General features: G+C 67.7%; 30 protein-coding genes and 7 pseudogenes. All 37 read right to left on the bottom strand.

Going from position 1 to position 20,995, the window contains the following annotated elements:
- Positions 1 to 57 precede the first annotated feature (57 nt).
- Positions 58 to 572: pseudogene (gene rpsD, locus Pflav_RS36845) on the bottom strand (30S ribosomal protein S4); the annotation flags it as partial.
- 64 nt (positions 573 to 636) lie between these two features.
- Complete coding sequence (rpsK, locus tag Pflav_RS36840) at positions 637 to 1,044, bottom strand: 30S ribosomal protein S11 (protein WP_030329919.1); 408 nt, start codon at positions 1,042 to 1,044, stop codon at positions 637 to 639.
- A gap of 18 nt (positions 1,045 to 1,062) precedes the next feature.
- Positions 1,063 to 1,443: a 30S ribosomal protein S13 gene (gene rpsM, locus Pflav_RS36835; RefSeq protein WP_173041260.1), complete on the bottom strand. Its 381-nt coding sequence runs from the start codon at positions 1,441 to 1,443 to the stop codon at positions 1,063 to 1,065.
- Positions 1,444 to 1,599: 156 nt separating this feature from the next.
- Complete coding sequence (gene rpmJ, locus Pflav_RS36830) at positions 1,600 to 1,713, bottom strand: 50S ribosomal protein L36 (RefSeq protein ID WP_043965539.1); 114 nt, start codon at positions 1,711 to 1,713, stop codon at positions 1,600 to 1,602.
- Between the two features lie 49 nt (positions 1,714 to 1,762).
- Positions 1,763 to 1,984: a translation initiation factor IF-1 gene (gene infA / locus Pflav_RS36825; RefSeq protein ID WP_007073013.1), complete on the bottom strand. Its 222-nt coding sequence runs from the start codon at positions 1,982 to 1,984 to the stop codon at positions 1,763 to 1,765.
- 193 nt (positions 1,985 to 2,177) lie between these two features.
- The gene (locus Pflav_RS46680) at positions 2,178 to 2,378 is read right to left on the bottom strand and encodes a hypothetical protein (RefSeq protein ID WP_232072346.1); all 201 of its coding nucleotides are present in this window, start codon (positions 2,376 to 2,378) and stop codon (positions 2,178 to 2,180) included.
- On the bottom strand, positions 2,378 to 2,689 hold the full coding sequence (locus Pflav_RS46675; protein WP_232072344.1) for a DUF1707 SHOCT-like domain-containing protein: 312 nt from the start codon (positions 2,687 to 2,689) through the stop codon (positions 2,378 to 2,380). The genes Pflav_RS46680 and Pflav_RS46675 overlap by 1 nt, the downstream gene beginning before the upstream one ends.
- Positions 2,690 to 2,770: 81 nt before the next feature.
- Positions 2,771 to 3,613 carry a type I methionyl aminopeptidase gene (map, locus tag Pflav_RS36815; RefSeq protein ID WP_173041259.1) on the bottom strand — a complete coding sequence of 281 codons (843 nt, stop codon included), beginning with the start codon at positions 3,611 to 3,613 and terminating at the stop codon, positions 2,771 to 2,773.
- A gap of 47 nt (positions 3,614 to 3,660) precedes the next feature.
- Entirely contained in the window at positions 3,661 to 4,314 is a 654-nt protein-coding gene (locus Pflav_RS36810) for an adenylate kinase (RefSeq protein WP_173041258.1), read from the bottom strand.
- Positions 4,315 to 5,642: pseudogene (secY, locus tag Pflav_RS36805) on the bottom strand (preprotein translocase subunit SecY).
- 228 nt (positions 5,643 to 5,870) lie between these two features.
- Positions 5,871 to 6,313, bottom strand: a pseudogene (rplO, locus tag Pflav_RS36800) (50S ribosomal protein L15).
- The gene (rpmD, locus tag Pflav_RS36795; protein WP_173041257.1) at positions 6,313 to 6,495 is read right to left on the bottom strand and encodes a 50S ribosomal protein L30; all 183 of its coding nucleotides are present in this window, start codon (positions 6,493 to 6,495) and stop codon (positions 6,313 to 6,315) included. Before rpmD ends, rplO begins: the two are co-directional and overlap by 1 nt.
- Entirely contained in the window at positions 6,495 to 7,118 is a 624-nt protein-coding gene (rpsE, locus tag Pflav_RS36790) for a 30S ribosomal protein S5 (protein WP_173041256.1), read from the bottom strand. The genes rpmD and rpsE overlap by 1 nt, the downstream gene beginning before the upstream one ends.
- A gap of 13 nt (positions 7,119 to 7,131) precedes the next feature.
- Entirely contained in the window at positions 7,132 to 7,521 is a 390-nt protein-coding gene (gene rplR / locus Pflav_RS36785) for a 50S ribosomal protein L18 (RefSeq protein WP_173041255.1), read from the bottom strand.
- Entirely contained in the window at positions 7,518 to 8,060 is a 543-nt protein-coding gene (rplF, locus tag Pflav_RS36780; RefSeq protein ID WP_173041254.1) for a 50S ribosomal protein L6, read from the bottom strand. Before rplF ends, rplR begins: the two co-directional genes overlap by 4 nt.
- Positions 8,061 to 8,076: 16 nt before the next feature.
- Entirely contained in the window at positions 8,077 to 8,484 is a 408-nt protein-coding gene (gene rpsH / locus Pflav_RS36775; protein WP_173041253.1) for a 30S ribosomal protein S8, read from the bottom strand.
- Positions 8,485 to 8,554: 70 nt separating this feature from the next.
- Positions 8,555 to 8,740: a type Z 30S ribosomal protein S14 gene (locus tag Pflav_RS36770; protein ID WP_173041252.1), complete on the bottom strand. Its 186-nt coding sequence runs from the start codon at positions 8,738 to 8,740 to the stop codon at positions 8,555 to 8,557.
- Between the two features lie 4 nt (positions 8,741 to 8,744).
- On the bottom strand, positions 8,745 to 9,314 hold the full coding sequence (gene rplE, locus Pflav_RS36765; protein WP_173041251.1) for a 50S ribosomal protein L5: 570 nt from the start codon (positions 9,312 to 9,314) through the stop codon (positions 8,745 to 8,747).
- Positions 9,314 to 9,628 carry a 50S ribosomal protein L24 gene (gene rplX, locus Pflav_RS36760; protein ID WP_173041250.1) on the bottom strand — a complete coding sequence of 105 codons (315 nt, stop codon included), beginning with the start codon at positions 9,626 to 9,628 and terminating at the stop codon, positions 9,314 to 9,316. The genes rplE and rplX overlap by 1 nt, the downstream gene beginning before the upstream one ends.
- A gap of 2 nt (positions 9,629 to 9,630) precedes the next feature.
- Positions 9,631 to 9,999 carry a 50S ribosomal protein L14 gene (gene rplN, locus Pflav_RS36755; protein WP_089244879.1) on the bottom strand — a complete coding sequence of 123 codons (369 nt, stop codon included), beginning with the start codon at positions 9,997 to 9,999 and terminating at the stop codon, positions 9,631 to 9,633.
- A 61-nt stretch (positions 10,000 to 10,060) separates the two neighbouring features.
- Positions 10,061 to 10,354: a 30S ribosomal protein S17 gene (gene rpsQ, locus Pflav_RS36750; protein ID WP_173041249.1), complete on the bottom strand. Its 294-nt coding sequence runs from the start codon at positions 10,352 to 10,354 to the stop codon at positions 10,061 to 10,063.
- Complete coding sequence (gene rpmC / locus Pflav_RS36745; protein WP_173041248.1) at positions 10,351 to 10,587, bottom strand: 50S ribosomal protein L29; 237 nt, start codon at positions 10,585 to 10,587, stop codon at positions 10,351 to 10,353. Before rpmC ends, rpsQ begins: the two co-directional genes overlap by 4 nt.
- Complete coding sequence (gene rplP, locus Pflav_RS36740; RefSeq protein WP_173041247.1) at positions 10,587 to 11,012, bottom strand: 50S ribosomal protein L16; 426 nt, start codon at positions 11,010 to 11,012, stop codon at positions 10,587 to 10,589. Before rplP ends, rpmC begins: the two co-directional genes overlap by 1 nt.
- A 3-nt stretch (positions 11,013 to 11,015) precedes the next feature.
- Entirely contained in the window at positions 11,016 to 11,879 is an 864-nt protein-coding gene (gene rpsC, locus Pflav_RS36735; protein ID WP_173041246.1) for a 30S ribosomal protein S3, read from the bottom strand.
- Positions 11,879 to 12,367: a 50S ribosomal protein L22 gene (rplV, locus tag Pflav_RS36730; RefSeq protein ID WP_173041245.1), complete on the bottom strand. Its 489-nt coding sequence runs from the start codon at positions 12,365 to 12,367 to the stop codon at positions 11,879 to 11,881. The genes rpsC and rplV overlap by 1 nt, the downstream gene beginning before the upstream one ends.
- A 39-nt stretch (positions 12,368 to 12,406) precedes the next feature.
- Positions 12,407 to 12,688 (bottom strand): 30S ribosomal protein S19, encoded by a 282-nt coding sequence (rpsS, locus tag Pflav_RS36725; protein WP_173041244.1) that lies wholly within the window; start codon positions 12,686 to 12,688, stop codon positions 12,407 to 12,409.
- Positions 12,689 to 12,694: 6 nt separating this feature from the next.
- The gene (gene rplB / locus Pflav_RS36720) at positions 12,695 to 13,534 is read right to left on the bottom strand and encodes a 50S ribosomal protein L2 (RefSeq protein WP_173041243.1); all 840 of its coding nucleotides are present in this window, start codon (positions 13,532 to 13,534) and stop codon (positions 12,695 to 12,697) included.
- A 13-nt stretch (positions 13,535 to 13,547) separates the two neighbouring features.
- A pseudogene (gene rplW / locus Pflav_RS36715) lies at positions 13,548 to 13,849 on the bottom strand (50S ribosomal protein L23).
- Entirely contained in the window at positions 13,846 to 14,505 is a 660-nt protein-coding gene (rplD, locus tag Pflav_RS36710) for a 50S ribosomal protein L4 (RefSeq protein WP_173041242.1), read from the bottom strand. The pseudogene rplW and the gene rplD overlap by 4 nt, the downstream one beginning before the upstream one ends.
- A pseudogene (gene rplC / locus Pflav_RS36705) lies at positions 14,502 to 15,163 on the bottom strand (50S ribosomal protein L3). Before rplC ends, rplD begins: the two are co-directional and overlap by 4 nt.
- A 13-nt stretch (positions 15,164 to 15,176) precedes the next feature.
- Positions 15,177 to 15,485: a 30S ribosomal protein S10 gene (gene rpsJ / locus Pflav_RS36700; protein WP_018347762.1), complete on the bottom strand. Its 309-nt coding sequence runs from the start codon at positions 15,483 to 15,485 to the stop codon at positions 15,177 to 15,179.
- Positions 15,486 to 15,765: 280 nt separating this feature from the next.
- Positions 15,766 to 16,959, bottom strand: a complete 1,194-nt coding sequence (tuf, locus tag Pflav_RS36695) for an elongation factor Tu (protein WP_173041241.1) — start codon at positions 16,957 to 16,959, stop codon at positions 15,766 to 15,768.
- Between the two features lie 130 nt (positions 16,960 to 17,089).
- Positions 17,090 to 17,326 carry a hypothetical protein gene (locus Pflav_RS46670; protein WP_232072785.1) on the bottom strand — a complete coding sequence of 79 codons (237 nt, stop codon included), beginning with the start codon at positions 17,324 to 17,326 and terminating at the stop codon, positions 17,090 to 17,092.
- Between the two features lie 117 nt (positions 17,327 to 17,443).
- Positions 17,444 to 19,140 (bottom strand): annotated as a pseudogene (gene fusA, locus Pflav_RS36690) (elongation factor G); the annotation flags it as partial.
- 86 nt (positions 19,141 to 19,226) lie between these two features.
- Complete coding sequence (rpsG, locus tag Pflav_RS36685; RefSeq protein WP_173041240.1) at positions 19,227 to 19,697, bottom strand: 30S ribosomal protein S7; 471 nt, start codon at positions 19,695 to 19,697, stop codon at positions 19,227 to 19,229.
- Between the two features lies 1 nt (position 19,698).
- Positions 19,699 to 20,072, bottom strand: a pseudogene (rpsL, locus tag Pflav_RS36680) (30S ribosomal protein S12).
- Between the two features lie 373 nt (positions 20,073 to 20,445).
- Positions 20,446 to 20,952 carry a hypothetical protein gene (locus Pflav_RS36675; RefSeq protein ID WP_232072784.1) on the bottom strand — a complete coding sequence of 169 codons (507 nt, stop codon included), beginning with the start codon at positions 20,950 to 20,952 and terminating at the stop codon, positions 20,446 to 20,448.
- Positions 20,953 to 20,995: the final 43 nt, after the last annotated feature.

Here is a 20,995-nt window from a genome sequence, read left to right as displayed (position 1 = left end):
CGAGTAAAGCTCGACGATCAGCTGTTCCTGGACCTGCGTGTCGATGACCTGCCGGGCCGGGAGGGTGTGCACGAGGATCTTCATCTGGCTGGGGATCGCCTCCAGCCAGGCCGGAACGCCCTTGGAGCCAGCCTCGGCCTGGGCGACGATGAAGGGGGTCATCTCCTTCGACTTGCCCCGGACCTCGACGATGTCGTGCTCCTTGACGCGGTACGACGGGACGTCGACCTTCTTGCCGTTGACCAGGAAGTGGCCGTGCTTGACGAGCTGGCGGGCCATGTCGCGAGACTTGGCGTAGCCGGCTCGGTACACGACGTTGTCCAGCCGGGACTCCAGGATCTGGAGCAGCACCTCACCGGTCTTGCCCGGCTTGTGCACGGCCTCGTCGTAGTAGCCACGGAACTGCTTCTCCAGCACGCCGTAGACGCGGCGGGCCTTCTGCTTCTCGCGGAGCTGGAGCAGGTACTCCCCTCCTTGGTACGGCCGCGGCCGTGCTGCCCGGGCGGGAACGGCCGGGACTCGAACGGGCACTTCGGACCGTCGCACTTGCTGCCCTTGAGGAACAGCTTCATCTTCTCCCGCCGGCAACGGCGGCAGTCAGCACCGGTGTAACGAGCCATCTCTCTTAGTTCTCCCTCAGACCCGGCGACGCTTCGGCGGACGGCACCCGTTGTGCGGCTGCGGCGTGACGTCGGCGATCTGGCCGACCTCGAGGCCGACGGCCTGCAGCGAACGGATGGCGGTCTCCCGGCCGGAGCCCGGACCCTTCACGAACACATCGACCTTGCGCATGCCGTGCTCCATGGCCCGGCGGGCGGCCGCCTCGGCGGCCAGCTGCGCGGCGAACGGGGTCGACTTGCGGGAACCCTTGAAGCCCACCTGACCGGCGGATGCCCAGGAGATCACCGCACCGGTCGGGTCCGTGATCGAGACGATGGTGTTGTTGAAGGTGCTCTTGATGTGCGCCTGCCCGTGGGCGACGTTTTTGCGTTCCTTACGCCGGACCTTCTTGACTGCGGCCCCGGCGCGAGCCTTCGGTGGCATATGTGTGTGCGCTCCTAATTACTTCTTGCCGGGCTTCTTCTTGCCGGCGACGGTCCGCTTCGGACCCTTGCGAGTGCGTGCGTTGGTACGGGTCCGCTGCCCGCGGACCGGCAGGCCGCGGCGGTGGCGGATGCCGGCGTAGCAGCCGATCTCGACCTTGCGGCGGATGTCTGCGGCAACCTCGCGGCGCAGGTCACCTTCGACCTTGAAATTGGCCTCGATGTAGTCACGGAGCTGAACGAGCTCTTCGTCCGTGAGGTCCTTGGCGCGCTTGTCCGGGCTGATGCCGGTCGCCGTGAGCGCCTCGACGGCGCGGGTCCGACCGACCCCGAAGATGTAGGTGAGCGCGATCTCCATCCGCTTTTCGCGGGGGAGGTCAACGCCGACTAGACGTGCCATGTGCGGGCGTACTCCTCGTGTGTCTCACGGAGGTCTGTGCCCGTCCCACCCCGCCTGCCCGGGCGGGCCCCGGCCTCCGACCGGGGGTCAGCCGCGAGTCGCGCCGATGATCGGCGAACTTCCGCGGCTGGGACGAGCTTCTTCTGTTTGGGTGCGTCAGCCTTGGCGCTGCTTGTGGCGCGGGTCACTGCAGATGACCATGACCCGGCCGTGCCGGCGGATCACCCGGCACTTGTTGCAGATCCTCTTGACGCTCGGCTTGACCTTCACGGTTGGCAATCACTTTCAGCCGGTCGAGACCTCGTGGTCGACTCGACGGTCACTTGTAGCGGTAGACAATGCGCCCGCGGGTGAGGTCGTACGGCGAGAGCTCGACGACGACCCGGTCCTCCGGCAGGATGCGGATGTAGTGCTGCCGCATCTTGCCACTGATGTGAGCCAACACCTTGTGGCCGTTGGCAAGCTCAACCCGAAACATCGCATTCGGGAGTGGCTCTATGACCCGGCCCTCGATCTCGATGGCCCCGTCCTTCTTGGGCATGTCCTCCGCTGTCCTGACGTCGGGTTCTCGGACAGGCTCGCACCGTCTTATCGCGAGTGATAGAGATCACCCGCGCCAGCCGCGGCTCCGGTGACCCACAGAAGCGCGGGTGGGCATGCCGGAGTGGACGCTGCGCGCCAGCTAGTCAGTGTACGCCGCTTCACGTATTGACAGCAAACCGAGCCGACACCGTTCAGTAGCCACCCCGGCGGCGCCTGCGCTCCTGCCTACGGGCCTGCCTACTGGCCTGCTTTTCGGCCCAGCGCTGGGGCTCGCCCCGGCTCAGTCCGCCGATCGTGGCGATCACCAGCAGCACGCCCCACGGGCCGGCCACCCACATCGGCCAGAAGTACACAAGGTCGGCCTTGGAGAGGCACACCAGGATCCAGATCATCAGGTTGATGCCGACCGCGGCGGCCCAGGTGCCCCAGAGCGTGGCCAGCCAGCGGGGACGGTGCCGGGCGGCGGAGCGGGCGGGGGCGGCGGTGGGGCCGGGGCGAGGTGCGAACGGCTCGCCGGCGCGACGCCGGGCAGGTCGAGGAGCAAGCGATCGAGGTCGGCGTAGGTCTTCGCCCGGTAGGCCTCGGCCGCCCGCTCGTCGAACTCGTGCAGCTCCAGCCGCCCCTCGTTGAGCGCGGTGCGCAGCCGCTCGATGACAGCCTCGCGATCGGTGTCGGCGGCGCGCATCCGGTCCCGCTGGTCCATACGTACGAGGATCCCACCCGGCGCCCTGGTGCGGCTACGCCGATCGCCCCTGGCTCAACCCTGAGCCGCGCGCACGCCACCCTAGGCGGGGGCGGGCTCGCGGGCGGTGACGAGGCTACCGAGGCGCTCGCGGCCGCCGTCGGGAGCGGTGAGGACCCAGACGCCGTCGTCCAGCAGTGCCATGGAGTGCTCCACGTGCGCGGCGATCGAACCGTCCCGGGTCACCACGGTCCAGCCGTCGTCGAGCTCCTCCGTCTTGGGCGAGCCGATCGTGATCATTGGCTCGATGGCGAGCGCCAGGCCGGGTACCAGCCTCGGCCCCCGTCCCGGCCGGCCGTGGTTGAGCACGTGCGGGTCCTGGTGCATCTCGGTACCGATGCCGTGGCCGCCGTAGCCGTCGACGATCCCGAACCGCCCGCCGGAGCGTTTGATCGCGACCTCGATGGCGAACGAGATGTCGGTGAGCCGTCCCCGTCCCGAGGCGGCACCCCGCGCGGCGGCGGCTATGCCGGCCCACATCGCGTCCTCGGCGACCTCGGCCATCCGCAGCAGCTCGGGCCGAACCTGCCCGACCGGTACCGTGATCGCCGCGTCCCCGTGCCAGCCGTCGAGCACCGCGCCGCAGTCGATCGAGATCAGGTCGCCCTCGCGCAGCACCTGCTTGGGCGAGGGGATGGCGTGCACGATCTGCTCGTTGACCGACGAGCAGATCGAGGCCGGGTAGCCGTGGTAGCCCTTGAACGAGGGCACCGCGTCAGCGCCCCGGATCACAGCCTCGGCCAGCGCGTCGAGGTCTGCGGTGGAGACCCCGGGCGCGACCGCCTCGCGCATGCGGGCCAGCGCGGCGGCCACGACCAGGCCTGCGGCCCGCATCTTCTCGATCTGCGCTGGCGTCTTGATTTGGATCAGCTGGTGGCGCGGCATCATTCGAGGCTAGCTGTAATCCTGGCCCGCGGGCGCAACCTGGGGGGTCAGCCCCCGTACGACCGGAGGGCGTCGATCGCGCGGACGGTCACGTCTTCGACCGGGCCGGTGGCGTCGATACCCACCAGCTTGTTCTGCGCGCCGTAGTAGTCGACCAGCGGGGAGGTCTTCTCCGCGTACTCCTCCAGCCGCTTGGCGATCGTCTCGGCCTTGTCGTCGTCGCGCTGGAAGAGCTGCCCACCGCACCGGTCGCAGATGCCCTCGCGCGAGGTCGGGTCGAACTCGACGTGCCAGATCTTGCCGCAGCCCCGGCAGGTGCGCCGGCCGGAGAGCCGCCGGATCACCTCGTCGTCGTCGACCACGAGCTCCATGACGAGGTCGAGCGCCGTACCGAAGTCGGCCAGCAGCTTGTCGAGCGCGTTGGCCTGGGGCACGGTGCGCGGGAAGCCGTCGAGCAGGAAGCCGTCTGTCGCATCCGGCTCGGCTAGCCGCTCGCGCACCATGTTGATGGTCACCTCGTCGGGCACGAGCTGACCAGCGTCCATGTATCGCCGAGCCTCCACCCCCAGGGGCGTGCCCTGGGAGACGTTGGCACGGAAGATGTCCCCAGTCGAGATCTTGGGCACGGCCAGGTGGGCGGCGATGAACTCGGCCTGGGTCCCCTTACCCGCCCCTGGAGGACCGACCAGTACGAGGCGCATCTACCGCAGGAACCCTTCGTAGTTCCGCTGCATCAGTTGGCTCTCGATCTGCTTCACGGTCTCCAGGCCAACGCCGACCATGATGAGCACGGCGGTGCCACCGAACGGGAAGTTCTGGTACTGGCTGCTGTCCAGCCAGATGAAGAAGAAGTTCGGCAGGATCGAGATCAGGCCAAGGTACATGGCGCCGGGAAGGGTGATCCGGCTGAGGATGAAGTCCAGGTACTCGGCAGTGGGCTTGCCCGGACGGATACCCGGGACGAAGCCGCCGTACTTCTTCATGTTCTCCGCGACCTCAGTCGGGTTGAACGTGATCGACACGTAGAAGTACGTGAAGAAGATGATCAGGAAGAAGTAGACGACGATGTACACCCAGTCGGCTGGGTTGGCCAAGTGGTTCTGCACCCACGCCTCAAACGAGTTGAGGTTGTTGGGGTCGCCGAACTGGAGAGCCAGCTGCGGCAGGTAGAGCAGCGACGACGCGAAGATGACCGGGATGACACCCGCCTGGTTGACCTTGAGCGGGATGTAGGTGGACGTGCCGCCATACATCCGGCGACCGATCATGCGCTTCGCGTACTGCACCGGGATGCGGCGCTGTGCCTGCTCGATGAAGACGACCGCGGTGATGACCACGAGGACGAGCGCGAGCACGAGGAAGAACTTGCCCCAGCCCTGGCTCTCCTTGATCGTCCAACCCTCGGAGGGGAGACGGGCGGCGATCGAGGTGAAGATCAGGACGGACATGCCGTTGCCGACGCCGCGGTCGGTGATCAGCTCACCGAGCCACATCACCACGCCGGTGCCGGCGGTCATCGTGATGACCAGCGTGACCAAGGTGATCCACATGGGCATCCCCGTGCCCTCGGGATCAGCGGCCACTGGTCACACTGGTTGTTGAAGAGCTGCCCGGACCGGGCGAGCGCGACGAACGCCGAGGCTTGCAGCACCGCCAGCCCCAGGGTCAGGTACCGGGTGTACTGCGTGATCTTCGCCTGGCCGGCCTGGCCCTCCTTGCGCAGCTGCTCCAGACGTGGGATCACCACGGTGAGCAGCTGGAGGATGATCGATGCTGTGATGTACGGCATGATGCCGAGAGCAAATACGGACAACGAGAGCAATGCGCCGCCCGAGAAGAGGTTCAGCAGGGTGAAGACCCCCGGCGTGCCCTCTTCCATCGCCTCGATACACCGCTGGGCGTTGCCATACGACACGCCGGGGCTGGGGAGTGTCGCACCCAGCCGGTAGATCGCCACGATGCCTATCGTGAACAGCAGCTTCTTGCGCAGATCAGGCGTGCGGAACGCACTGAGAAACGCGGACAGCAACGTCTTCCTCCTGCGCGAGGCGGCCGCCGGGTCGTGGCGGACGGTTCGGGCGTCGGGCGGTCACCCGACATCCATACTGGCAACGGACTCTAACAGTACGGTGTGAGTTCGGGCAGATGCGCCCGGGGACATACACGCTTCACTATGTTACCGGGACGAAACGTCAGATAGTAGACGTGGCGCCCGCCAGTCGCGAGGAAGCAACTGACGGACGCCACGTTTTCGTTCCTAGAGCTCGGTTGCCGTGCCACCGGCGGCGGTGATCTTCTCCTTCGCCGACGCGCTGAACGCGTGCGCCGACACCTGGAGTTTGACGCCACCAAGTTCGCCCGTGCCGAGCACCTTCACCAGCTGGCCCTTGCGGACCGCGCCGGCGTTGGCCAGCTCGATGGGACCGACCTCGCCCCGTCGGGGAAGAGCTCGGCCAGCCGCTCCAGGTTGACCACCTGGAAGACGACCTTGAAGCGGTTCTTGAAGCCCTTGAGCTTCGGCAGGCGCATGTGGATGGGCATCTGGCCACCCTCGAACGCCGGCGAGATGTTCTTGCGAGCCTTCGAGCCCTTCGTACCGCGACCGGCGGTCTTGCCCTTGGAGCCCTCACCGCGACCCACCCGGGTCTTTGCGGTCTTGGCGCCGGGAGCCGGCCGGAGGTGGTGGACCTTGATCGTCATTACTCGACCTCCTCGACCTTCACCAGGTGGTTGACGGTGAAGATCATGCCCCGAATCTCGGGGCGGTCCTCCTTGACCACCACGTCGTTGATCCGCTTCAGCCCGAGCGAGCGCAGCGAGTTCCGCTGGTTGCTCTTCGCGCCGATCTCGGACCGGACCTGGGTGACCTTCAGGCGTGCCATTACGCCGTCACCCCCGCCCGGGTCGCCAGCATGGCGGCGGGCGCGACATCCTCGACCGGCAGGCCACGGCGGGCCGCGACAGCCTCGGGAGACTCCAGGCTCTTCAGGGCCGCGACGGTGGCGTGCACGATGTTGATCGGGTTGGAGGACCCGAGGCTCTTGGAGAGCACGTCGTGGATGCCGGCGCACTCCAGCACCGCGCGCACCGGGCCGCCGGCGATAACGCCGGTACCGGCCGAGGCCGGCTTGAGCAGCACGACGCCCGCCGCGTCCTCACCCTGAACGGGGTGCGGGATCGAGGCGGCGATACGCGGCACCTTGAAGAAGTGCTTCTTGGCCTCCTCGACGCCCTTGGCGATGGCCGCGGGCACCTCCTTGGCCTTGCCGTAGCCGACGCCGACGGTGCCGTCGCCGTCGCCCACCACGACAAGCGCGGTGAAGCTGAAGCGACGGCCGCCCTTGACGACCTTGGCGACACGGTTGATCGTGACTACCCGCTCGAGGTGGGGGGTCTTCTCGACAGGCGCGTTGCCTTCGCCGCGGCCGCGACCGCGACCTTCACGACGGCCGCCGCCACCCTCGGAGTTGCCGGACCCGCCGCCCCGGCGCTGCTGACCAGGCATGTGGTCTTCCTTCCTAGAACTCGAGTCCGGCTTCGCGGGCGGCCGTCGCCAGAGCGGCGATGCGCCCGGCGTACTTGCTGCCACCGCGGTCGAAGACGACCTTGGAGATACCCGCGGCCTTGGCGCGGTCGGCGAGCAGGGCGCCCACCTTGCCGGCGAGAGCGCTCTTGTCGCCCTCGCCACCCCGGATCGAGGCGTCCAGGGTCGACGCCGACGCCAGGGTGTGGCCCTTGTTGTCGTCGACGATCTGGGCGGTGATGTGCCGCAGCGAGCGGGTGACCACCAGGCGCGGACGCTCGGCGGAGCCGAAGACGTTCTTCCGGACCCGGAAGTGCCGGCGCGCCCGCCCGACGGCGCGCTTCGCGGCCACGCCGCGGCGACGCTTGAGCAGAGTCGCGCTCACTTCTTACCTGCCTTTCCAGCCTTGCGGCGGATGACCTCACCCTGGTACTTGATGCCCTTGCCCTTGTACGGCTCCGGCGGGCGGATCTTCCGGATGTTGGCGGCGAGCTCGCCGACCTGCTGCTTGTCGATCCCGGCGATGTGGAAGAGCGTCGGCCGCTCCACCGAGAAGGTGATGCCCTCCGGCGCCGGCACCAGCACCGGGTGCGAGTACCCGACCGCGAACTCCAGGTCCTTGCCCTTGGCGGTGACGCGGTAACCGGTGCCGTTGATCTCCAGGCTCTTCCGGTACCCCTCGGTGACGCCGACGATCATGTTGGCGACCAGGGTACGGGAGAGGCCGTGCAGCTCCTTGGCGCGGCGCTCGTCATTGGGCCGGTTGACGTGCAGCTGGCCGTCGTCACCGCGCTCCACGGTGATCGGCTCGGCAACAGTGTGCGACAGCTCGCCCTTCGGGCCCTTGACCCGCACGGTTTGGCCGTCGATGGTGACGTCGACGCCCGTGGGAACGGGGATCGACTTACGTCCGATTCGCGACATGTCTACTTATCTCCCGTCACCAGACGTAGGCGAGGACTTCCCCGCCCACCCCTCGCTTGCGGGCCTGCCGGTCGGTCAACAGGCCCTGAGACGTTGAGATGATCGCCACGCCCAGGCCGCCGAGCACGCGCGGCAGTTCGGGCGACTTGGCGTACACCCGGAGGCCGGGCTTCGACACGCGCCGGATGCCGGCGAGGCTGCGCTCGCGGCTGTTGCCGTACTTCAGCTCGACGATCAGTCGCTTGCCGACGGCGCCCTCCTCGGGCTCCTCGACCATCCAGGACGAGATGTAGCCCTCGGCCTTGAGGACCTCGGCGATGTTCGCCTTGATCTTCGAGTAGGGCATCGTCACCCGGTCGTGGTACGCCTGGTTGGCGTTGCGCAGACGCGTCAGCATGTCTGCGATCGGGTCGGTCATCGTCATCGGTTCAGATCTGCCTTTCTCGCCGCGGTTCCCGGGGCGCTGCCCACGGGCCTACGGCGAAGAGAGTTGGTTACCAAGAAGCCTTGGACACGCCGGGGAGCTCACCGCGGTGGGCCATCTCCCGGATGCAGACACGGCAGAGACCAAACTTGCGGTACACCGCCTTCGGCCGCCCGCACCGCTGGCAGCGGGTGTACGCGCGCACCGAGAACTTTGGCTTCTTGGCGGCCTTGAGGATCAGGGCCTTCTTCGCCATGTTGTCAGTTCTCCTTGAACGGGAAGCCCAGGAGCTTCAGCAGCGCCCGGCCCTCGTCATCGGTCTTCGCGGTGGTGACCACCGTGATGTCCATGCCCCGGACCCGGTCGATGCGGTCCTGGTCGATCTCGTGGAACACCGACTGCTCGGTGAGACCGAACGTGTAGTTGCCGTTGCCGTCGAGCTTGCGCGCGTCGAGGCCGCGGAAGTCACGGATACGCGGCAGCGCGATCGACAGCAGCCGGTCCAGGAACTCCCACATCCGGTCGCCGCGAAGCGTGACCTTGGCGCCGATCGGCATGCCCTCGCGGAGCTTGAACTGCGCGATCGACTTGGTCGCCCGGCGCACCTGCGGCTTCTGCCCGGTGATCGTGGCGAGGTCGCGGACCGCGCCGTCGATCAGCTTGGCGTCGCGGGCGGCGTCGCCGACACCCATGTTGACCACGATCTTCACGAGGCCCGGCACCTGCATCGGGTTGGCGTAGCTGAACTGGTCCTTCAGCTTCGCCACGGTCTCGCTGCGGTACCGCTCCTTGAGGCGCGGCCGGATCTTGGTTTCGGTCGGGGCAGTCATCACAGGTCCTTACCGGAACGGCGCGAGATGCGAATCTTCTGGCCGTTCTCGTCGAAGCGGTAACCGACGCGGGTCGGCTTGCCGTCGGAGTCGACGACCGCCACGTTCGAGACGTGGATCGCCGCTTCCTGGGTGACGATGCCGCCGGTCTTGGCACCACGCTGGGTCGTGCGGATGCGGGTGTGCTTCTTGACGCGGTTGACGCCCTCGACGATGACCTTGTTGTCCCGCGGCATGGCCTGAATGACCTTGCCCCGGGCGCCCTTGTCCTTACCGGCGATGACCTCGACCGTGTCGCCCTTCTTAACCTTCACGGTTAGAGCACCTCCGGTGCGAGCGAAATGATCTTCATGAACCGCTTGTCCCGCAGCTCGCGGCCGACCGGGCCGAAGATACGGGTGCCACGCGGGTCACCGCCGTCCTTGATGATCACAGCGGCATTCTCGTCGAAGCGGATGTACGACCCGTCGGGCCGCCGCTTCTCCTTCGCGGTGCGGACGACGACCGCCTTGACGACGTCGCCCTTCTTGACACCCGCGCCCGGGATCGCGTCCTTGACCGTGGCCACGATGACGTCGCCGATGCCGGCGTAGCGCCGACCCGAGCCGCCGAGCACACGGATGCACAGGATCTCCCGGGCACCCGTGTTGTCGGCGACGCGCAGTCGCGACTCTTGCTGAATCACGTCTATCTCCTATGTCTGCCAGTTCTCCGGTGGCCCGGAGCTTGGCGGAACGGTCGGCTGACTACTTGGCCTTCTCGATGATCTCCACGACGCGCCAGCGCTTCGTGGCGGAGAGCGGGCGGGTCTCCATCAGCAGCACCCGGTCGCCGACGCCGCACGAGTTCTGCTCGTCGTGCACCTTCAGCTTCCTGGTACGCCGCAGCACCTTGCCGTACAGCGCGTGCTTGACCCGGTCCTCGACCTCGACCACGACGGTCTTGTCCATCTTGTCGCTGACGACCAGGCCCTCGCGGACCTTGCGCCGGGCCCGAGGCGTGGCTGTGGTCTCCGCCGCAGCAGCAGTGTTATCACTCATGACGCAATCACCTCAGTCGGCGCGGCCGAGAGCCCCAGCTCGCGCTCGCGCATGATCGTGTAAATCCGGGCGATCTCCTTGCGGATGACCTGCAGGCGCTTGTTGTTGTCCAGCTGCCCGGTCGCGCTCTGCACGCGGAGGTTGAACAGCTCCGCCTTGGCCTCTCGCAGCTGCGCGATCAGCTCCTCGTCGGAGTGCTCGCGCAGCTCGGCGGCCTTAGTGCCCGCTGCCATCAGACCTCACCCACTTCGCGACTCACGATGCGGCACTTCATCGGGAGCTTGTGGATCGCGCGGCGCATGGCCTCGCGCGCGATCGTCTCGTTCGGGAACGACATCTCGAACAGGACCCGACCCGGCTTGATGTTGGCGACCCACCACTCGGGCGAACCCTTACCGGAACCCATTCGGGTTTCCGCCGGCTTCTTCGTCAGGGCCTGGTCCGGGAAGACCGTGATCCAGACCTTGCCGCCACGCTTGATGTGGCGGGTCATGGCGATACGCGCGGCCTCGATCTGCCGGTTGGTCACGTAGGCGGGCTCCAGTGCCTGGATACCGAACTCGCCGAAGACGACCCGGTTGCCGCCCTTGCTCGCCCCGGAGCGGGACGGGTGGTGCGGCTTGCGGAAGCCCTTCGGGGGCTTACGCGGCATCAGCATGTGTCAGCCCTCCTGCTGCTCAGTCGGGGCGGGCGTAGCGGCGGCCGGCGCGGCCTCCGCGGGAGCGGCCGACGCCGCAGCGGACTGCTCGGCAGCCGCAGCGGCCGCGGCACGGCCCGCCTCGGTGCCGCCGGCGGTCGTACCGGACGAGCCGGAACGGCCACGGCGCGGACGCTCGGGACGGTCGCCCCGCTCGCGACGCGGACGCGCGGGACCGGGCTCGGCCGGGGCCTCGCGACCCGGGACGGCGTCACCCTTGTAGATCCACACCTTCACGCCGATCCGGCCGAAGGTGGTACGCGCCTCGAAGAAGCCGTACTCGATGTTGGCCCGCAGCGTGTGCAGCGGCACCCGACCCTCGCGGTAGAACTCCGTACGGCTCATCTCGGCGCCGCCCAGGCGACCGGAGACCTGCACCCGGATGCCCCGCACGATCGGGTTCTTCATCGCGGACTGCATCGCCTTACGCATCGCCCGCCGGAAGCTGACCCGGCTGGACAGCTGCTCGGCCACGCCCTGCGCGACGAGCTGCGCGTCCGACTCGGGGCTCTTCACCTCGAGGATGTTGAGCTGTACCTGCTTGCCGGTGAGCTTCTCGAGCTCGCCGCGGATGCGGTCGGCCTCAGCGCCCTTGCGGCCGATGACGATGCCCGGCCGGGCGGTGTGGATGTCGACCCGCACCCGGTCGCGCGTGCGCTCGATGTCGACCTTGGAGATGCCGGCGCGCTCCAGGCCCTTGGACATCATCCGCCGGATCTTCACGTCCTCGGCGATGTAGTCCTTGTAGAGCTTGTCCGCGTACCAGCGGGACTTCCAGTCGGTGGAGATGCCGAGCCGGAACCCGTGCGGGTGAACCTTCTGACCCATTACTCGGTCCCTTCCTCGGCGGTGTTCTCCGCCTTCGTCTCGGCCGGCGAGCTCGTCGCCTCGGCCGGGGCCGCCTTCTTCGCCGGCGCCGCCTTCTTCGCCGCGGCCTTGCGTGGCGCCGCAGCCGCGACAGCCTCCACCACGACGGTGATGTGGCAGGTGCGCTTGCGGATCCGGAACGCCCGGCCCTGCGCCCGCGGCTGGAACCGCTTGAGCGTCGGTCCCTCGTCGACGTACGCCTCGCTGACGAGCAGCGCGTCGGGGTCCAGCCGCTCGTTGTTCTCGGCGTTCGCGATGGCGCTGGCCAGCACCTTGTACACCTGCTCGCTAGCCGCCTGCGGCGCGAACTTCAGCACCGTGAGCGCCTCCTGCGCGGGCAGACCGCGGACGAGGTTGACCACCCGGCGCGCCTTCGTCGGCGAGATGCGCACGTGCCGCGCAACCGCCCGCGCGCCCGGAAGCGCCGGAGCGTCGCCTTTAACTGGCATCGCTGTAACCCCTTGATCCTTTATCCGTAGTCCTGCCGCTTACCGGCGCCGGCTCTTGCGGTCGTCCTTCTCGTGACCCTTGAACGTGCGGGTCAGCGCGAACTCGCCGAGCTTGTGCCCGACCATGGCCTCGGTGATGAACACCGGGACGTGCTTGCGCCCGTCGTGCACCGCGATCGTGTGCCCGAGCATCTCGGGGATGATCGTCGAACGCCGCGACCAGGTCTTGATGACGTTCTTGGAGCCCTTGTCGTTTTGCGTCTCCACCTTCTTCACCAGGTGGTCGTCGACGAACGGGCCCTTCTTGAGACTGCGTGGCATGTGGGATTAACCCCGCTTCCGGTTGGCGTAACGACGGCGAACGATCAGCCGGTCGCTCGGCAGACCCTTGCGGCGGGTGCGACCCTCCGGCTTGCCCTGGGGGTTGACCGGGTGACGACCACCGGAGGTCTTACCCTCACCACCACCGTGCGGGTGGTCGACCGGGTTCATCGCGACACCACGGACGGTCGGGCGCTTGCCCTTCCACCGCATCCGGCCGGCCTTACCCCAGTTGATGTTGGACTGGTCGGCGTTGCCGATCTCGCCGACGGTCGCACGGCAGCGCACGTCGACGCGACGGATCTCGCCCGACGGCATACGCAGCGTGGCGTACGCGCCCTCGCGGCCGAGCAGCTGGATGCCGACGCCGGCCGAGCGGGCCAGCTTGGCGCCGCCGCCCGGGCGCAGCTCCACGCAGTGGACCTGGGTACCCACCGGGATGTTGCGCAGCGGGAGGTTGTTGCCGGGCTTGATGTCGGCACCCGGGCCGGACTCGACCCGGTCGCCCTGCTTCAGGTCCTTCGGCGCGACGATGTAGCGCTTCTCGCCGTCGGCGTAGTGCAGCAGCGCGATGCGCGCGGTGCGGTTGGGGTCGTACTCGATGTGCGCGACCTTCGCCGGAATGCCGTCCTTGTCGACCCGCTTGAAGTCGATCAGCCGGTACTGGCGCTTGTGCCCGCCACCCTGGTGACGCGTGGTGATCTTTCCAGTCGCGTTGCGGCCGCCCTTCTTGGGCAGCGGCACGAGCAGCGACTTCTCCGGCGTCGACCGGGTGATCTCAGCGAAGTCGGCGACGCTGGAGCCGCGGCGGCCCGGCGACGTCGGCTTGTACTTACGAATCGGCATGATTTACAACCCCTCAGCTGACCGGGCCGCCGAAGGCCTCGATGCGGTCACCGTCAGCCAGCTTCACCAGCGCCCGCTTGGTGGCCTTGCGCTGCCCCACCCGGTGCGGGTGCGCTTGCGCTTGCCCTCGCGGTTGGCGGTGTTGACCGTCAGCACGCGGACGTTGAAGATCTGCTGGATAGCGATCTTGATCTGGGTCTTGTTGGCGTCCGGCCGGACCAGGAACGTGTACCAGTTCTGGTCCAGAACGCTGTAGCTCTTCTCGGACACGACCGGCGCGACGATGATGTCGCGCGGATCCGGGATGGTGGTCACTTGTCGGCCTCCGTCTCGTCCGCCGCCGGCTTCTCGCCCAGGAACTCGGCGAGCGCGTCCTTGGTGAACACGACGTCGTCGGCGACCAGCACGTCGTACGTGTTGAGCTGGCCGGCCTCGATCAGGTGCACACCCTCGCCAGCGAGGTTGCGCAGCGACAGCCAGTTGAGCTCGTCCTCGGCGCCGAGCACGACAAGCACGCGCTTGCGCTCGCTCGCGGCGCGCAGCGTCTTGAGCGCGGCCTTGGTCGACGGCGTCTCGCCGGTGACGAACGCCTCGACGACGTGCAGACGACCCTCGCGAGCCCGGTCGGAGAGCGCGCCACGCAGGGCGGCGACCTTCATCTTCTTCGGGGTCCGCTGGCTGTAGTCACGCGGCACCGGGCCGTGCACCACGCCACCGCCGGTGAACTGCGGCGCGCGGATCGAGCCCTGGCGGGCGCGGCCCGTGCCCTTCTGCTTGTACGGCTTCTTGCCGCCACCGGCGACCTCGCCGCGGGTCTTGGCCTTGTGCGTACCCTGGCGGGCCGCCGCGAGCTGGGCCACCACGACCTGGTGCATCAGCGGGATGTTCGCCTGTACGTCGAACACCTCGGCGGGCAGCTCGACGGTGCCTGCCGTCGTGCCCTCGGGGGTCAGAACGCCAACAGTGCTCACTTCGCGGCACCACCCTTCGGCTTCGCCTTGGCCGCGGTGCGGACCAGCACGAGCGCGCCGGCCGGGCCGGGGATCGCGCCCCTGACGAGCAGCAGGTTGTTTTCCGGGTCGATCGCCTGGACGGTGAGGTTTTGCACGGTGTAGCGCACGCTGCCCATGCGACCGGCCATCCGGACACCCTTGAAGACGCGACCCGGGGTCGCGCAGGCGCCGATCGAGCCGGGCGAGCGGTGCTTGCGCTCGACACCGTGGCTGGCGCGCAGACCGTGGAAGCCGTGCCGCTTCATAACGCCGGCGAAGCCCTTGCCCTTGGTCTTACCGGTGACGTCGATGACGGTGCCCGCCCGAACGCCTCGACGGTGACCTCCTGGCCGAGCTCGTACTCACCCGCGTCGGTCGTGCGCAGCTCCACGATGTGGCGCCGCGGCGCGGTGCCGGCCTTCTCGAAGTGGCCGGTGCGCGGCTTGTTGACCTTGCGCGGGTCGACGGCGCCGAATGCCAGCTGTACCGCGGGGTACCCGTCCTTGTCGGCGGTCCGCACCTGGGTCACGACGCACGGGCCGGCCTGCACCACGGTGACCGGGACAACCTTGTTGTTGTCCCAGACCTGGGTCATGCCGAGCTTGGCGCCCAGGATGCCCTTAACTTGCCTGTCCATGAGTTCGCAGTCCCTACAGCTTGATCTCGATGTCGACGCCAGCCGGCAGGTCGAGGCGCATCAGCGAGTCGACCGTCTTGGGGGTCGGGTCGATGATGTCGATCAGACGCTTGTGCGTGCGCATCTCGAAGTGCTCGCGAGAGTCCTTGTACTTGTGCGGCGACCGGATCACGCAGTAGCGGTTGATCTCGGTCGGCAGCGGCACCGGGCCCGCGACCTGAGCACCGGTACGGGTCACCGTCTCCACGATCTTGCGAGCCGAGGAGTCGACGACCTCGTGGTCATAGGCCTTGAGCCGGATGCGGATCTTCTGTCCCGCCATGGTGGCTTCGTTTCCTTCTCTCGATGCCGCTGTGTTGCGGATGGCTGTCCATCCCTTGACCGACCCCCGCGGTCGGGCGTGTCGCGTGCCTGGGCCAGACTCCGCCCCAAAAGCTGGAGCCGATCCTGGTTGGTTGCGGGGATCAAGGCACCGGGCGTGTCAACACCCCCGGCCACCCGCGAGGATGGCCGGCTGCTGGGCAGCCGGCCACCCCACGAAGTACGCAACCTGACTAGTATGCCGTACTACCGCACGGCAGGTCTAATCGGGGTTACTCAGCTTACTTGATGATCTTGGTGACCTGACCCGCACCAACGGTGCGGCCACCCTCGCGGATGGCGAAGCGCAGGCCCTGGTCCATGGCGATGGGCTGGATCAGCTTCACCGACATGGAGGTGTTGTCGCCGGGCATGACCATCTCGGTGCCCTCGGGCAGCGTGACGACGCCGGTGACGTCCGTGGTGCGGAAGTAGAACTGCGGCCGGTAGTTCTGGAAGAACGGGGTGTGCCGGCCACCCTCCTCCTTGGAGAGGATGTAGACCTGACCCTCGAACTCCGTGTGCGGAGTCGTGGTGCCCGGCTTCACGACCACCATGCCGCGCTCGACGTCCTCGCGCTTGATGCCACGCAGCAGCAGACCGACGTTCTCGCCCGCGCGGGCCTCGTCGAGCAGCTTGCGGAACATCTCGATACCGGTGCAGACCGTCTTGGTCGACTTCTCGCGGATGCCGACGATCTCGACTTCCTCGTTCGGCTTGAGCACGCCACGCTCGGCGCGACCGGTCACCACGGTGCCACGACCGGTGATCGTGAAGACGTCCTCGATCGGCATGAGGAACGGCTTCTCGATCTCACGCTCGGGCTGCGGGATCGCGGTGTCGACCGCGTTCATCAGCTCCATGAGCCGGTCGGTCCACTCCGGGTCGCCCTCGAGCGCCTTGAGCGCCGAGACGCGCACGACCGGCAGGTCGTCGCCCGGGTACTCCTGGTTCGAGAGCAGCTCGCGGACCTCGAGCTCGACGAGCTCGAGCAGCTCCTCGTCATCGACCATGTCGCTCTTGTTCAGCGCCACGACGATGTACGGCACGCCGACCTGGCGGGCCAGGAGCACGTGCTCGCGAGTCTGCGGCATCGGGCCGTCGGTCGCCGCCACCACCAGGATCGCGCCGTCCATCTGCGCGGCACCGGTGATCATGTTCTTGATGTAGTCGGCGTGACCAGGGCAGTCGACGTGGGCGTAGTGCCGCGCCTCGGTCTGGTACTCGACGTGCGCGATGGAGATGGTGATACCGCGGGCCTTCTCCTCCGGCGCCTTGTCGATCTCGTCGAACGGCGTGTAGGGGTTCAGGTCGGGCATCTTGTCGTGCAGGACCTTGGTGATGGCCGCGGTCAGCGTCGTCTTACCGTGGTCGATGTGACCAATGGTGCCGATGTTGACGTGCGGCTTAGTCCGCTCGAACTTCGCCTTCGCCACTGGTGTCCTCCTGTGGACTTCTTGGTTCGTACGCTTGGTCTTGCAACTGTGCGGCCATCAGGCCCGGTCTGGTGCGGGTCCGACTACTTACCCGTCGCCATGGCTGAGCCGAGCTGGGCTCGGCTCAGACTCACTCGCCCGTCGCCTTGGCGATGATCTCCTTGGCGACGTTCGCGGGCACCTCGGCGTAAGAGTCGAACTGCATGCTGTAGCTCGCCCGGCCCTGGGTCTTCGACCGCAGGTCGCCGACATAGCCGAACATCTCCGACAGGGGGACCAGGGCGCGGACGACGCGGGCACCCCCGCGCTCCTCCATCGCCTGGATGATGCCCCGGCGGGAGTTGAGGTCGCCGATGACGTCACCCATGTTCTCCTCGGGAGTGGTGACCTCAACGGCCATCATCGGCTCGAGGAGCGCCGGGTCGGCCCTGCGCGCGGCCTCCTTGAGCACCATCGAGCCAGCGATCTTGAACGCCATCTCGGACGAGTCGACCTCGTGGTACTTCCCGTCCACCAGCGTCAGCTTGAGGCCCACCAGCGGGTAACCCGCCAGCACGCCGTACTGCATGGCGTCCTGGGCACCGGCATCCACCGAGGGATGAACTCCTTCGGGATGCGGCCACCGGTCACCGCGTTGGTGAACTCGTACGTCGGGGCCTCGTTGTCCAGCGGCAGCGGCTCAAGGCTGACGAGGACGCTGGCGTACTGGCCGGAACCACCGGTCTGCTTCTTGTGCGTGTACTCGACCTTCTCCACCTTGCGGCGGATGGTCTCGCGGTACGCCACCTGCGGCTTGCCGATGTTGGCCTCGACGTTGAACTCCCGGCGCATGCGGTCGACCAGGATGTCCAGGTGCAGCTCGCCCATACCGGAGATGACCGTCTGACCGGTCTCCTCGTCGTTGGCGACGCGGAAGGTCGGGTCCTCCTCGGCCAGGCGCTGGATCGCGGTGCCCAGCTTCTCCTGGTCGGCCTTGGTCTTCGGCTCGATGGCGACCTGGATGACCGGCTCCGGGAACGTCATCGACTCCAGGATCACCGGGTTGGCCGGGTCGCACAGCGTGTCACCGGTGGTGGTCTGCTTGAGACCCTGCACAGCGATGATGTCGCCGGCCTGCGCCGTCGAACGCTCTTCCCGCTTGTTGGCGTGCATCTGGTAGATCTTGCCGATGCGCTCCTTGCGGTCCTTGGTGGAGTTGATCACCTGGGAACCGGACTCGAGCTTGCCGGAGTAGACCCGCACGTAGGTCAGCTTGCCGAGGTGCTTGTCCGTCTGGATCTTGAAGGCCAGCCCGGAGAAGGGCTCGGACACAGACGGCTTACGCACGAGCGGGGTCTCGCCGTCGGTCGCCGTGCCCTCGATCGCCGGGATGTCCAGCGGCGACGGCAGGTACTCGACGACGGCGTCCAGCATCGGCTGGATGCCCTTGTTCTTGAACGCCGAGCCGCACAGCACCGGGTTGGCCTTGGAGCCGATGGTGGCGCGGCGGATGGCGGCCTTGATCTCGTCGACCGAGATCTCCTCGCCCTCCAGGTACTTCTCCATCACGGAGTCGTCGACCTCGGCGAGCGTCTCGAGGAGCTTCTCGCGCCACTCGGCGGCCTGGTCGGCGAGGTCGGCCGGGATGTCCTCGACCGCGTAGTCCTCACCCTTCTGGGTCTCGCCGCGCCAGGTCAGCGCACGCATGTTGATCAGGTCAACGACGCCGATGTGGTCGCCCTCGGTACCGATCGGGACCTGGAGGACGAGCGGCGTGGCGTTGAGCCGGTCGATCATCATCTGCACGCAGCGGAAGAAGTCCGCGCCGGTGCGGTCGAGCTTGTTGACGAAGCACATCCGCGGCACGTGGTACTTGTCCGCCTGGCGCCAGACGTTTTCGGTCTGCGGCTCGACGCCGGCGACACCGTCGTAAACGGCGACCGCACCGTCCAGCACGCGCAGCGACCGCTCGACCTCGACCGTGAAGTCGACGTGGCCGGGCGTGTCGATGATCTGGATGGTGTGGCCCTTCCACTCGCACTTGGTGGCGGCGGAAGTGATGGTGATACCGCGCTCCTGCTCCTGCTCCATCCAGTCCATGACGGCGGCGCCCTCGTGGACCTCGCCGATCTTGTACGTGATGCCGGTGTAGAACAGGATCCGTTCGGTCGTGGTCGTCTTACCGGCATCGATGTGCGCCATGATGCCGATGTTGCGGACTTTGGCGAGCGCGTTGTCGGCGGCAGCCACGATAATCCCTACTTCATCGTCTCGTCGGGGGCTGGCGGTTACCAGCGGTAGTGGGCGAAGGCCTTGTTGGACTCCGCCATCTTGTGCATGTCCTCGCGCCGCTTCACCGAGGCGCCGAGGCCGTTGCTCGCGTCGAGCAGCTCGTTTTGCAGCCGCTCGATCATGGTCTTCTCACGCCGGGCCTTGGAGAACTGCACGAGCCAGCGGAGACCCAGGGTGGTCGCCCGGGTGGGGCGCACCTCGACCGGCACCTGGTAGGTCGCGCCACCGACACGGCGGCTGCGGACCTCGAGGGTCGGCTTCACGTTGTCCATCGCGCGCTTGAGGGTCACGACCGGGTCGGTGCCGGTCTTCTCCCGGCAGCCCTCGAGGGCGCCGTAAACGACGCGCTCGGCGAGCTGGCGCTTACCGCGCATCAGGATCTTGTTGACCAGCTGCGTGACGAGCGGGGAGTTGTACACCGGGTCAGCAATCAGCGGTCGGCGCGGCGCGGGGCCCTTACGCGGCATGTCAGCTCTTCTCCTTCTTCGCGCCGTAGCGGCTGCGCGCCTGCTTGCGGTTGCGGACGCCCTGGGTGTCCAGCGAACCGCGGACGATCTTGTACCGGACGCCGGGGAGGTCCTTCACACGGCCGCCACGCACGAGCACGATCGAGTGCTCCTGGAGGTTGTGGCCGACACCGGGGATGTACGCGGTGACCTCGATCTGGCTGCTCAGCTTCACACGAGCGACCTTGCGCAGCGCCGAGTTCGGCTTCTTGGGGTGGTGGTGTACACACGCGTGCACACTCCGCGCCGCTGGGGGCTCCCCTTCAGCGCCGGGGTCTTGGTCTTGCTCGTCTTGGCCTGCCGGCCCTTGCGGACCAACTGCTGGATCGTGGGCACCGGGTTTCTCCGCTCCCTTGCTTCCTCTGTGCGTGCCTGTGTCTGTGTGCCGTACTTTTTCGCCGGCCGGCACGCGGCTGACCTGGCCGTTTTCGCCGGGTGGCCCTCGTCCCTCCGGCACCCGCGGTCGGGCGTGTCGTCCGGCACACGGTTGCGATGCGCGCTCACACGTGCACCACGCTTGTCTCGTTGCCCGTGTCGCAGCCCACTTGAGGGCGCACGCACGGATTGCCCGGGCACGCCCGGGCACGAGGGGAAAGAGTACCCACCGAGGGTGCACAGGTCAAAACGGGGACCCCGTCTTTGCCGTCTCACCCGCGGAGGAGAACTCCAGTAGTCCAGTGTACCCGCTCTCCCGCGGGGCTACTCGTGCCTAGGCACTCACCTGTATCAGCAGGGAGGTACCGAGGCCGAGCAGCGTCAGTCCTAGCCCGACCGCGCCGCACACAAGCCCGGAGATGGCCACACCACGGCCGGTGAACCGGATCGCGGCGGCCGCCTGCCGGATCTGCCGCAGGGCGAACAGCCCCAGCACGACGGCGGCGGCGCCGGCGAGGCCAGCGATCATGGCGAACGCGCCCGCCACCCACGCGCCCCAGCCGGCCGAAGCACCGGCCACGCCGAAGCACACCACTACCAACGACACGAGGATCGAAGCGATTCCCGCCACCAGCGAACCGATGGCCAGCCCGGACGTCGTCGGCGGGACATTCAGGTGCACGACCGCGAACTGCGTGCCCGGTATCGCCTCCACCTTTTGCGGTGCCAGCCACGCCTCGCGCGGCGGCGGCGGAACCGCCGCCGGCTGCCCCCACTGTGCGGGCCGCCCCCACTGCGCCGGCACCGCCCCGACCGGCTGCGGCATCGGCGCGGGTCGCATCACGGCCGGCCAGCCTGGCGGCGGTGGCGGCGGTGCAAAGGAC

Origin of the sequence: Phytohabitans flavus (assembly GCF_011764545.1) — a bacterium.
In the GTDB taxonomy this organism is placed as follows: Bacteria; Actinomycetota; Actinomycetes; order Mycobacteriales; family Micromonosporaceae; genus Phytohabitans; species Phytohabitans flavus.
This window is presented reverse-complemented; position numbering and strand designations above follow the sequence as displayed.